We start from the raw sequence: 12894 nt of genomic DNA on the forward strand, positions 1-12894 counted from the left end.
TTCTTTCAGGAACTGCTCGAACGCGATATCGCTAAGAGGCTTGTCTATCATGGGTTTACCTCCTCTCCAGGATCGTAAGGGTGCACGTACCGCCCGTACCTCCCAGGTTATGGGTGGCGCCGATCCTCAGATCTTTGATAGGTACCTGTCGTTTGCCGGCCTTTCCTCGAAGCTGTGTCCAGATCTCGTACATTTGGGCAATTCCCGTGGCGCCCACGGGGTGTCCTTTGCACTTGAGACCGCCGGATGTATTTATGGGTTTCGGCCCGTCCAGCCGCGTCAAGCCCTCTTCCACCGCCTTGAATCCTTGCCCCGCTTTGAAGAAACCGAGATCTTCGATGTGTATCAGTTCCGCCATGGAAAAGCAGTCGTGGACTTCCGCAATCTGGATGTCATCGGGTGTCAGCCCGGACATGCCGTAGGCTTCGGCGGCGGCATTCTTAGTGGCCTCGAAGGAAGTCAGCTCTGCGGCGGCATGCAACCCCCTACCGCTGCCCTGACCTATTCCGGCGATATGAATCGGATTGTCCGTAAAGTTGCGGGCGATGTCCTCAGCTACCAGTAGCATGCATGCCGCTCCATCGCTGATGGGGCAACAATCGAAAAGATGCATGGGCCAGGCCACAGCCGGATTCGCTTGAGGATCTCTCAGGAAGTCTTTTTCTTCTTTCCAATCCGGAACCGGCAATCCCTTCTGTGCCATCTTCGCTTTTCTTTGCTCCATCAAGTCCTTTATGGTGACCGGAAATTGAGCTTTGGGGTTCAGAGGAGCATTGTTGTGACTTTTTATGGTAATGTTCATGAGGTGTTCGCGATTCGCGCCGTACTTGGCAAAGTAGGCGGTTGCCAGCGTTCCGAAAACCCCGGGAAATGTGAAACCGACCTTCATTTCGTATGGTACGGACGCCAAGGCCAAACCCTCGGCGACTTCCTCGGTGGTGCGTTTGGACATTTCTTCGAGTCCCCCCACCAGTACCATGTCATAGAATCCCGAGGCGATGGCAAAAACACCTTCGCGAAACGCCAGAGCGCTCGACGCGCAGGCCCCTTCCGTTCTTGTGGCCGGTTTGGGCGTAATTCCGATCAGATCGGTGATGATCGGTCCCCAGTGAGCCTGGTGCATGAAGAAATCATTCGTGAAGTTGCCCAGGTACAGGGCGTCGATATCGTTCGGATCCACACCTTTGTCCACAGAAGCGATCATCTCCTTGTACGCCTCCACAAACAAGTCCTTCGAGTCTTTGTCCCTGAACATACCGAACTTCGACATCCCGGCGCCGACAATAGCTACACCTCTTCCGAGTTTTCGTTTCTTTGACATCCCAACACCTCCTAATACGAGTAAAAGTTCAACGTAAAGGGCCGAATGTTCGTCAATGACTGAAGCTATGCCGCGTAGCTTACAGGCTCCAAATTACCTCTTCAACTCCTCCTTTTCAGTGATCTTCAAATCCAGGTTACAGGTCCAACCGGAGTCGCCGCTGTGAATCGTGTATGCACAAGCATTTCGTTCAGTGGCGTGCGCAGAAAGTTCCCGGCGCTTTCTCGTCTCGAATGGTTCTGATGGCCACCTGAAAACGCTTTTTGCCGGAATGAACCCCCCGGGACGGTCCTCTGTTTTCGAGTAGTTGGAGAAACATAGAAAACTCGAAAGGAAGAGGCAAGAGAAAAAAAGGCCGGGTACTCCTCAAGATACCGGATCGTAAGGGCTCGGGTGCGCGAATTCGGAAATATCCGGAGAGCGCCTGCCTCGAGGCTTTCCCGCGATCAAAGCTTCGGAAAAGCTCGAGGCGCATTCGAGCCTGGCGCATCGGGCTTTGGTCATTTCGATGGGCCGCTCAGCGTTGATTGTTCCCCTTCGCGTTTTCAGTATCATCGACAATTCAGAACGTCCCAATCCGGATCTTCTTGTCTAGGAGCCGGGCGCAGCAGCGCTGTCCTTCTCCAACCAGTACGGGTGGATGAGGTCCTCGAAAATGCTCAGCGCTGCCTCCGCTCCCTGTCCTGCCGCTGTGACGATCTGTTTGAAGCCGCCTTCCACGTCCCCGGCGCTGTATACCCCGGGTACATTGGTACGGTGCCTTGAATCGTGTTTGATATAACCTTCGGGGGTCAATTCGATTCCGACCTGTTTCGCCAGTCTCACTTCGGGATCGTATCCGACGGCGACAAACACGCCCTCCACCGCCAACGACGAGGTCTTGTCAGTCTTGTTGTTGTAAAGAAGAACGTCGGTGACTTTCTGGTTCCCCCGAATTTCTTTCACCTCCATATTCCAAAGGATCGGTATGTTGTTGGCCGCCAGGTTTTCGATGAGGTGTTCCTGGGCTCGGAGGGTATCCCTGCGGTGCACCAGAGTCACTTCCACGCCGATGTTTTTCATATGGAGGGCCTCCGTCACCGCGCTGTTCCCACCACCCACGATGATGACCTTCTTATCCTTGAACAGAGGGCCGTCGCAGGTGCTGCAATAGCTGACCCCGCGACCCGAGAAGCGGTTTTCACCCGGAACGTTCAGACGGCGATAGGTAGCGCCCGTGGCCAGCAAGACGGTTTTCGTGACAAACTTCCTGCGATTGGTGAGTACGATCATGGGAGCGCCCGGCTGGATCTCCATAACTTCTTCGCCCTGGAATATTTTTGCGTATTCAAGGGCGTGCGCCACCATGATATCCACCAGCGTCCTGCCTCCAACCTGGCTGAAACCCGGATAATTCTCCACAATGGGTGTCGTCGTGATCTGTCCGCCAAGGATTCCGCGTTCAACGAGCACTGACTTCACGCCGCTTCGTACGCCGTAGATTGCGGCCGTCAATCCGGCAGGTCCCCCGCCTATAATGACCAGATCCGCTTCCACCACCTCCGCATCGTCTTCAGGAATATAAATGGTCTGTTCTTCCATCTTGAGAAGCGAAGCCAGAAACAGTTCCTCCGGCTGGGCGCCCATGGCAATCAGTGTCTCGTTGGCCCAGGTCTGGGGTACGCTGTGGGCGTTATAGCGATCGGCGAGATCCGGATTCGCCTGAATATCAATAAGTTCCAGGGAAATCAGTTTCGGATTGTGCACGGCGGCCTTAAACGCATTGACGGCCTGTTGGGGGCAGTAGGGACAGGTGGGGCTGACGAAAACCTTTACGTGACGAGGACCGTCGATCTTCTCCATGATTTTGCGTGACTGATCGCTCAGCATGCTGTCTCGATTGCCCAACAGAAACAGTGCTTCCAAAAACGTGCGGCCTTCCTCGCCGGCCGGAGCTCCCAACCAGCGGATCGAGTACCGATCCGGATCGAACAGTATGGTCGGTGTATACAGCACCTCCCATTTCTCGGCAAGTTTGTGGTCCAGGCCGTATTCCTTGGATTCGATCTTGTCGGATAATTGACTGAAAGCCTGAACGATTTCCCTCGCCACATCGTTGTAGGCATCGTTAAAACCTTCCCGGACAAAGAGAAAGATCGGAATCGAATGGCGGAGTGTCTGGAGCGCTTTGCGGAGTTGAGCGGCGAGTTCCTCTTCCATTACGCGACTGCGCTGTTGTTTATTTGCACCTTTTTCCGTCATGATCGTCCTCAAATATCAGTGAGATGAATCTTGCATCACCAGTATAGTGAAAGGAAAAGGATGGTCAAGGCAAAGCCGAACTCCCGTCTTGGAGCCCACCTATCAGTAAGCGCTTGTCAGGTGGGTCCGGGCGTTACGGGACCGATGGAGATGCCCTTATCTTTGTTAGGAAAACGCAACACATACGTGGCTCAACGGCTTAATACGTCATTTTTCCGAATGGCCGGTTGTTTCCTCGAGCCGATCGGGTAATTCTATGCCCTTTCGTCCGGCCACCTCCCGCACGGTTTCCCCCGTTCTGAAAGCCTCTTTGGCCAGTTCCGAAGCCTGATCGTAACCGATTTCAGGGACAAGGTATGTAGCCATGGCAAGGCTTTTTTCCACAGTGGAAGTGCATTTGTCTCGATTCGCCGATATGCCGTCCACGCATTTCTCGGCCAATACGGTGGAGGCGTTCGACAACAGGTCTACGGATTGCAAAAGGTTGTATCCAATGAGCGGCATCATCACGTTCAACTCGAAGTTGCCCGCCTGCCCTCCCAAGGTAATGGCAACATCATTGCCGATAACCTGAGCCGCCGCCTGGAGTACCGCTTCCGGTATCACCGGATTGACTTTTCCGGGCATGATGGAAGAACCGGGTTGAAGCGAGGGTATGGTGATTTCCGCGAAACCGGTTCTTGGGCCGCAAGAAAGCCATCTGAGATCATTTGCGATTTTGGTAAGGCTCACGGCCACCGTCTTAAGCGCGCCGCTGGTTTCCACCGACGCGTCCCGAGCGCCTTGAGCTTCAAAATGATTCCCGGCTTCTACGAACGGGTACCCCGTTTCCGCGGCAATAGCGGAGATAACGTTGGAGGCGAATCGAGGATGTGCGTTGACGCCTGTGCCCACCGCCGTACCTCCCAAAGGCAACTCGGCAAGACGTTCCTCCACCGCCTGGACGCGTTTCATACCGAGTTCCACCTGTCGGGCGTACCCACCGAATTCCTGCCCCAAGGTCAGCGGCACCGCATCCTGAAGGTGTGTGCGTCCGATTTTGACGATGTCCGCAAACGTCTCGGATTTATGACGGAGAGTCTGACGCAATCGATCGAGCCCCGGCAGGAGTCGCTTCCGGATTCCTTCAAACGCCGCAATTTGAATGGCGCTGGGAACGGCGTCATTGCTGGATTGGCAGAGGTTCACGTGGTCATTCGGGTGAACCGGGGCCTTTCCTCCCACCTTTCCCGTCAGGAGTTCGTTGGCTCTTCCGGCGATGACTTCGTTGACGTTCATGTTCGACGAGGTGCCCGACCCGGTCTGAAACACATCCAACGGGAACTGATGGTCCCATTGTCCGGACATTACTTCTCGAGCCGCCCGGATGATGGCCTCCGCCAGCCTCTCATCCAAAAGCTGCAACTCTCGATTTACCGAAGCTGCCTGCGTTTTGATGAGAGCCAGGGCGTGAATGATCGAGATAGGCATCCGAATGCCGCTTAAGGGAAAGTTCTCGACGGCGCGTTGCGTACCGGCGCCGTAATAGGCGTCCGCCGGCACGAAAACAGTCCCCATGGCGTCCGCTTCTTCTCGCGTCTTCATGTCATTTGCCTTTTCGTTTCTCGATTTCACGCTTTATGGTATTGATGCTCTTGGTCACAGGGATTTTTTTCGGACAGACACGTGTGCACTCGAAATGATTGACACACCCCCAAACGCCGTCGGGATTGTCAATTTGCTTCAACCTCTCTTCAATCTTTTCGTCCCTCGAGTCGAAAATATATCTGAAAGCCCATACAAAGGGAGCCGGGCCGAGGTAGTTCCCGTTCTCAAAAGTGACCGGACAAGCCGCAACGCAGGAAGCACAAAGTATGCAACGGATGACTTCGTCCAGTTTCTTTATGTCTTCCGGACGCTGTTTTCGTTCATTCTCCGGCGGCGGCGTCTCGTTTATCAGGTATGGACGCATGCGTTCGACTCTTTCAAAGAACGGGTTCAAGTCCACAATCAGATCCTTGAGTATTCTGAAAGAAGGAAGTGGCTCCAATAGAATTTCTTCACCGCTGCAGTCTCTTATCAGCGTCTGGCATGCCAGAGCACAGCGTCCGTTGATCTTCATGGCGTCGGACCCGCAGATTCCGTGAGCGCACGACATCCGATAGCTCAAAGTACCGTCCTGCTCCCACCTGATCCGATTCAGACAATCCAGAATTCGCTCCTCCGGCTTGGTCGGCACGGTATAGGTTTTGTAGTGGGGTTTGGAATCGACGTCGGGATCGAATCGAAGGATTTTGAACCGCATTTCCATATCAGTACACCCTTGGTTTGGGTTCGAACCGAGTAATCTGAACCGGCTTGTAGGACAACCTTGGACCGGTCTCCGATTTTTCGGCGAGCGTGTGTTTCAGCCACTGATCGTCGTCCCGCTCGGGGAAATCCTCCCGATAGTGCGCGCCCCGGCTTTCCTCTCTCGCCAGGGCGCTGTCCAATATGACCTCGGCAAGCGTGAGAATGGACTCGAGTTCAAACGCTTCCAGTAGGTCCTGATTGTATGTTTCCCCCACGTCATCAAGGACCAGCCGGTCTGCACGGTCTTTCAGGGCGGCAACCTCCGAACGGGCTCGGGTCAGGCCTTCTCTATGACGGAAAACAGAACAATGCTTCATCATGACAGACTGAAGGTCGCGCCGAATCACTCCGACACGTTCCCCCGATTTCCTGCTTTTCATCTCGTTTATCCGGACTCATACCGGTTCCAGTGGGTCCTCCGATAGCTCGATCAATGGCTGTTCCCGGGTCTCCTCAGCCATCTTGATGCCGGCCCTACGTCCGAAGACCACCAGATCCAGTAGGGAGTTACAACCCAGGCGATTGGCTCCGTGAACGGAAACGCAGGCGCATTCGCCCGCGGCGTAAAGACCGGAAATCGGATTTCCGTGAAGGTCCAGTGCCTGGCCATCCACATTGGTGGGGATGCCGCCCATCATGTAGTGACATGTGGGCGCAACAGGAATGGGCTGTCCGGCCGGATCGATTCCGAGATAAATCTTCACGAACGAGGAGATTTCAGACAGCTTTTCCTCGAGTCGTTTCTCACCGATATGCGTGAGGTCCAGGTGTACAAAATCCTTGCCTTCAATGCCGCGACCTTCACGTATTTCGGTATCAATGGCTCGGGAGACCACATCCCTGGCGGCGAGGTCTTTGATGGCGGGCGCATAACGCTCCATGAAACGTTCGCCGTCCGCATTTCGAAGTATACCACCTTCTCCACGAGCCGCCTCGCTTAGGAGAACACCAAGGCCGTAGATGCCGGTTGGATGAAACTGGATAAACTCCAAATCCTGCAGGGGGATCCCCAAGCGGTAGGCCGAGGAGACCCCGTCACCCGTGTTCGCAAAGCAGTTGGAGGAGATCTTGAACAGTTTCCCAAATCCCCCGGTAGCCAGGAGTACGATTTTACTACGAAATACATGGAGCCGGCCTGTAGCCAACTCATAGGCCGTCAGCCCCTGTACGCAGTCCCCGCTCCCTATCAGGTCAAGCATCTGGAATTCCGGATAGACGTGGATTCCTTTTCGAAGGACCTGTCCATAGAGCGTGTCTAGAATGACGCGTCCGGTTCGATCCGCCGCATGGCAGGCACGTTTTACCGCAGCCTTACCGAAATTGCTAGTGTGCCCTCCAAAGGCGCGCTGTGCGATTTTTCCGTCGGGTGTACGGTTAAACGGGACTCCAATATGTTCCAGTTCATAAACGGCCCTTGGAGCGTCCTGGGCCAACACCTGAGCTGCATCCTGGTCGGTCAGGTAGTCCCCGCCCTTAACCGTGTCAAACATGTGCCATTCCCACGAATCGGGTTCCTCGTTTCCCAGCGACGCGGCGATACCGCCCTGGGCCGCTCCGGAATGGGACCTGGTGGGAAAGACCTTGCTGATGAGAGCGAGATCGCACTTGCCCGCCAGTTCGACCGCCGCCCTCAATCCCGCCAGGCCTGACCCTACAATCACTACGTCATGTGTATGGATCATGAGATTCTTTCTCCGCCGGTAAAAGGCCGTCCTGAAAGGCGCATAACGCCTGCGCCCGTCCGAGCGACACTTCTCACCGTTTCGCTCATGGGAAGAACTGTAGCTCGCGTTCATCAACCCGGCGCTAACCCCTTCCCGCCAGCGGCTCGTAGGAACATCCCACAAGCCCGCAGTAATTACCTACGTATTCCGCTTTCGGTCGATACCTCGGGTCCATCGTTTTGTACACGGCATGTCCCATGCCCATGATGCGCTGTCCCGAATCCATTTGCCGCCGTACCCATTGGGGGAGGTCTTTTTCCGACTCGAGCTCCAACAGCATCTTCATAACTCGAGCGTTTGCACCGCCGTGGAGGCTGCCCGAAAGCGCGCCGACCCCCGCCGCCACCCCCGCGTACATATGCGCCCGAGTGGAAACGACTTCCCGGCAGGCAAACGTAGAGGCGTTGAACGTATGGTCCGCGTGTAAGATCAAACAGACGTCCAGATCGCGGGCAACGTCCTCATCCGGTCTTCTTCCATGCAAGAGCCAGAAAAAATTAGCGGCGTGCGACAGTTTTTCATCCGATTTCAACGGTTCCAGACCTTGGCGGATTCTATGCCATGCGGCCATAGCAACGGGCAGCCGCGCTATGAGACGTTTGGCGATGCGCTCGTTGGCTTCACGGGATTCGCCGGAGACATCCGGATCGGACATGGCAAAGAGAGGCACGGTGGCCTGCAGCACGTCCATGGGATCGGCGTCTTTAGGACACCTCTTGTAGCTCTCGTACACATAATCCGGCAGTTCGCGCGCTGCGATTATTTCCTGTTCGAATTCCCGGAGCGCGCTTCTCGAGGGCAGTCGACCGTTCAGTAATAGATAGGCCGTCTCGAGGTAGGTCGAGTTTGCGGCCAGTTCCTCGATGCGATACCCTCTATAAATGAGGATTCCCTTTTCTCCGTCGATAAAGCTGATCTTCGTGTCCGCTACTGTGATACCGCGTAGCCCCACATTCTTTGTTCGAACCATCTCTGCCATATCAACCCCCTATAACGTCTATGCAGACGCATCCTCCAGTTTCTCTTTCACGTAATTCAATGCGCCGCCTGCGGCCAGAAGCTGTCTCTGGCGGGAAGACACATCGAGCAACGCCGGAATTTCTGCTCCATCCACCACTACCGGTATTTCGTGATCGCCGTTCAGCACGTGTCTTCTCACCTCTGGGAAAATCACCTTGCTCCCCTTTTGAAAGCGGTCATAATCCCTGGGATTCTTGAATGTGAGCGGCAGGATTCCAAAATTACACAAATTCGCTTTGTGGATGCGCGCAAAGCTCTTCGCGATTTTCGCGCAAACGCCGAGATACCGTGGCGCAAGGGCGGCATGCTCCCGGCTCGACCCCTGTCCATAGTTTTCACCTCCGACAACGACCGCCCGGCCCATTTCCTTACACGTTTTGTGAAAATCAGGGTCCAGCTGCGAATACACGAACTCGCTGATAGCCTCGATGTTGGATCGAAGCGGCAGGACTTCGCTGCCCGCCGGCATAATGTGATCGGTAGTAATGTTGTCCCCGACCTTGATGGCCACGCGCGCCTCAATGGTCTCCGGCATGGATTCCATCCGGGGCAAAGATCGGATATTCGGACCCCGGAGGATTCCCTCCTTTGAAGTTTGTTCGGAAGGAAACACGATCGAGGATTCGTCGACATGGTATTTTTCCGGGTCCTGGATACGTGGATACGCCATATCCTTGGCCAGATCCCGAGGATCGGTGATCACTCCTTTCAGAGCGGCGGCTGCCGCCGTCTCGGGAGAACACAGGTAAACCTTGTCATCCTTGGTTCCCGAACGCCCGGGGAAATTTCGAGGAAAAGTCCTCAAGCTGACTTGACCTGTTCCGGGCGCCTGCCCCATGCCGATGCATCCCAAACATCCCGACTCATGGATGCGGGCTCCGGCCGACAACAAGCTCAAGGCGCCTCCCACCATGGTCACGTTTTCGATCACCTGTCTGCTGCCGGGGTTGACGTGAAACGATACTTCCGGATGAACGTGTCGGCCTTCCAGCATGCGCGCAGCCACCATAAGGTCCCGGAATGAAGAATTCACGCTGCTGCCTATGATGGACTGGTGAACCTTGATACCGGCCACTTCCCTCACCGGCGCCACGTTTCCGGGCGATGAAGGGCAGGCTATGAGCGGTTCGAGGGTCGAAAGATCGATCTCGTCGGTTTCATTGTAATCCGCGTCCGCGTCCGGAGCGAGAGGCTTCCAGGCGCGTCCCCGTCCCTGTGCCTCGAGGTATTTTCGAGTATTCCCGTCCGAAGGGAAAACGGAAGAGGTGGCTCCGAGTTCCGTACCCATGTTGCCAATGGTCTCGCGGTCCGTGGCGGACAGAGTCATGAGTCCCGGTCCATAATACTCGACCACCTTGCCGACGCATCCTTTCACGCCATAACGACGCAACATCTCCAAAATAACGTCTTTGGCGCTGACCCAGTCCGGGAGGCTTCCCGTAAGCTTGACTCCGAAAACTTCCGGACACGGCAAATAATATGGACGTCCGGCCATGGCCATGGCCACGTCGAGTCCTCCAGCTCCGATGCCCAGCATGGACACTCCCGCCGCTCCCGGAGAATGACTGTCGGCGCCTAAAAGGGTTTTCCCGGGAACGCCGAAACGCTCCATGTGAACCTGGTGGGAAACGCCGTTTCCCGCCGGGCTGTAATGAATCCCATAACGGGCGGATGCACTCTGAAGATAGGCATGGTCGTCCGCGTTTTTGAAATCGGTCTGGATAATGTTATGGTCAACATATTGCACGGCCAGTTCCGCCCGAACGCGATCGATACCCATGGCTTCGAACTCGAGCATGGCCATGGTCCCCGTTGCGTCCTGCAACAGTGTGTGATCGATCCGTATGGCGATCTCTTCGCCGGGAATCAACTCTCCTTTCACGAGGTGATCCGCCAGAATCTTATACGTCAGACTTTTGCCCACTATTCTCTCCTCTCGGGAATCGAGCCGTCCAATCGGCCTTTGATCTTTTACAAGACGCATGCACGGAGCGGATAACGCCGGCGAGAACATCGGGCAAGGGAGCGACGCCCCGGTTTCCGTGCATTTCTTCGAAGACATGCAACATGAGGGTATTACTTTCTGAGACGATCAAATCACATATTTGGAGTGAACGCGAATGCTCATCTTTCTACCATAAGGAGGCGAAAACTCCCGGTCAACCCCGGCGGAATTCGTTTTGCGCGATTTACGAAAGATGGCCCTTCGTCTGATTCCTTGACGCGCGCCTGCGTCACCTATATATTCAAATTGTATTCGGAACGCGCGCATCTGAACAGACTCCCTTTTTAGAACATTGTGGACTCGTTTTAAACTGTTTGTCTATCCGCCGCAAAAGTGAAGATCCTTGATCCGTTTTTCCCTTTCCGTTTCTGACAGTGCTTTCTTTGCGTACACAATGGGTTTTTGATAGCTTACCCTCAAAAGTGAATTCGCGTATAATGAGCATTGCGAAACGGCGACTGAAACCATTGGATTCGTGACAAGCCCAAAGGAGGAACAAACTCATGGCGTTCTCAAAGGTTGAAGATGTATTTAATGGAATGGCGAACTCGTTCAATCCGTCAAACGCGCAGGGCCTGGATGCTGTTTTCCAGTACAACATCACGGGAGCAGGGGGTGGAAACTGGAACGTAGTGGTGAAAGACGGCGCCTGTCAGGTGAATACGGGCTCCCACCCTTCCCCCAACGTGACACTTTCTTTGGACGCTGAAACCTGGCTGGGCATGGTCAACAAGCAGATCAACGGCATGCAGGCGTTCATGAGTGGAAAGCTGCGGGTGAGCGGCGACATCATGTTGGCTCAAAAAATGGAAAGCCTCTTTTCGTATTGATACATCAGCCGATCGACTTCGATAGGACACGCACGGCCGCCGGCATACACCGGCGGCATACGATTTCCCGCACCGGCGTCTTTTTGAACGGATGAAGGCTTCGCGGCCAAAGGAATGAAGACCATGTTCGATTTTTTACTGAATGAAGTGGAACGAGCGTTCTGGGAAGAGGTTCGAACGTTTGTGAAGAACGACGTCCCCAGTCAGCTTGTTCGGGATCTGGATGCCGGAAATCTGGAAACCGGCCGACCTCTGATCGAGATGGCCGGTAAGAAGGGACTGCTTGGGCCCCGCTTCCCAAGCGAGTTCGGCGGACGTGATCTCAACTGGGCGGCGGAAGTGGCCGCTGTTGAAGAGGTGGGAGTTCTTGGAACTTCTCTTTCCTGCGCTTACGTGATGCCGAGCATTGTGGGGGAGGCCATACACCGTTTCGGAACACAGGAACAAAAAGTCAACTATCTCGAGCCCACAAACAAGGGGAAACTGTACAGCGCCGAAGCGCTGACCGAACCGAGGGGAGGATCGGATTTTTTTGGCGCAACGACAACCGCGTCGCGTGACGGTGATTTCTTCGTGCTGAACGGAGAAAAGCGATTTGTGGTGGGCGCCGAGGATTCGGACTACTTTCTTGTGTATGCCAAATCCGATCCGGAAGCGCCGCCTCACAAGTCCATCAGCTGTTTTCTCGTGGAGCGTTCGATGGGCATCGACGTTCAGAAAATCTACACCCTTATGGGCACGAGGGGGGGCGGCACCGGCCGGATTCGTTTTCGCGATACCCGGGTTCCCGTGCAGAACGTCGTAGGAACACTGCACAACGCCTATGAGATCTTCAATCGAATGATGATTCCGGAGCGACTCTTGAGCGGGGCCGGAGCCATCGGACTCGGCCGGGCGGCCCTGGAGGTAGCGGCGCGCTACTCCACACGAAGAAAAGCATTCGGAAGGACGATCAACAACTTCCAGGCCGTGAACTTTATGGTCGCCGACTCGGTGACCATGCTGGACGCGGCTCGTTCTCTCGTTTTTTCCGCGGCAAAGCTGGTGGACGCCGGCGGAGACGCGCGCCGTCTCGTTTCCGAAGCCAAGAAAGCCGGGACCCAATACGCGTGGGACGTTATCAACAACGCCATGCAAATCATGGGAGGAATCGGTTACACCACGATCTATCCCATAGAACGTCTGATGAGGGACTGCCGGCTGGCTATGATTTGGACCGGAACGAATGAAGTCATGAACCTGATGATTCAACACGAGTATTACCGCGAGTTGGAAAGTGGAAAGTCGCTTTCCAGAGACGTGGAAGGGGACGCTCTCTCTCCGGAAGAGGAAGAAAAACATTTTGGTTGAGTCAATCCGGCAGAGGGTTCGGGGGCTTCTTCTTCATCCGAGGAAGAGGGAGCCCGGGAGTGGTTCCGCTAG

Annotated in this window: 8 protein-coding genes and 1 pseudogene; 2 read left to right on the forward strand and 7 right to left on the reverse strand. The window is 55.0% G+C overall.

All coding sequences use genetic code 11. The annotated features are described in order from the left end of the window. Positions 1–55: 55 nt before the first annotated feature. The 7 genes and pseudogenes from HY788_04025 to HY788_04055 form a co-directional block, all read right to left on the reverse strand. On the reverse strand, positions 56–1321 hold the full coding sequence (locus tag HY788_04025; protein ID MBI4773340.1) for a hypothetical protein: 1266 nt from the start codon (positions 1319–1321) through the stop codon (positions 56–58). Between the two features lie 591 nt (positions 1322–1912). Continuing rightward, entirely contained in the window at positions 1913–3562 is a 1650-nt protein-coding gene (trxB, locus tag HY788_04030; protein MBI4773341.1) for a thioredoxin-disulfide reductase, read from the reverse strand. Positions 3563–3769: 207 nt separating this feature from the next. Continuing rightward, the gene (locus HY788_04035; protein ID MBI4773342.1) at positions 3770–5146 is read right to left on the reverse strand and encodes a class II fumarate hydratase; all 1377 of its coding nucleotides are present in this window, start codon (positions 5144–5146) and stop codon (positions 3770–3772) included. A 1-nt stretch (position 5147) separates the two neighbouring features. Next, positions 5148–5852 carry a succinate dehydrogenase iron-sulfur subunit gene (locus HY788_04040; protein MBI4773343.1) on the reverse strand — a complete coding sequence of 235 codons (705 nt, stop codon included), beginning with the start codon at positions 5850–5852 and terminating at the stop codon, positions 5148–5150. A gap of 1 nt (position 5853) precedes the next feature. Beyond that, positions 5854–7575, reverse strand: a pseudogene (locus HY788_04045) (succinate dehydrogenase flavoprotein subunit). Positions 7576–7699: 124 nt separating this feature from the next. Then, a complete protein-coding gene (locus HY788_04050) occupies positions 7700–8596 on the reverse strand; it encodes a citrate (Si)-synthase (protein MBI4773344.1) in 897 nt (298 codons plus the stop codon). Between the two features lie 18 nt (positions 8597–8614). Next, positions 8615–10561 carry an aconitate hydratase gene (locus tag HY788_04055; protein ID MBI4773345.1) on the reverse strand — a complete coding sequence of 649 codons (1947 nt, stop codon included), beginning with the start codon at positions 10559–10561 and terminating at the stop codon, positions 8615–8617. Between the two features lie 584 nt (positions 10562–11145). Here HY788_04055 and HY788_04060 point away from each other — a divergent pair. Together HY788_04060 and HY788_04065 are read left to right on the forward strand one after the other, a co-directional pair. Then, positions 11146–11472: an SCP2 sterol-binding domain-containing protein gene (locus HY788_04060; GenBank protein MBI4773346.1), complete on the forward strand. Its 327-nt coding sequence runs from the start codon at positions 11146–11148 to the stop codon at positions 11470–11472. 123 nt (positions 11473–11595) lie between these two features. After that, complete coding sequence (locus HY788_04065) at positions 11596–12822, forward strand: acyl-CoA/acyl-ACP dehydrogenase (protein ID MBI4773347.1); 1227 nt, start codon at positions 11596–11598, stop codon at positions 12820–12822. The last annotated feature ends 72 nt before the right edge of the window (positions 12823–12894 follow it).

The sequence above is a fragment of the Deltaproteobacteria bacterium genome, assembly GCA_016208165.1.
Classification (GTDB): domain Bacteria; phylum Desulfobacterota; class Desulfarculia; order JACQYL01; family JACQYL01; genus JACQYL01.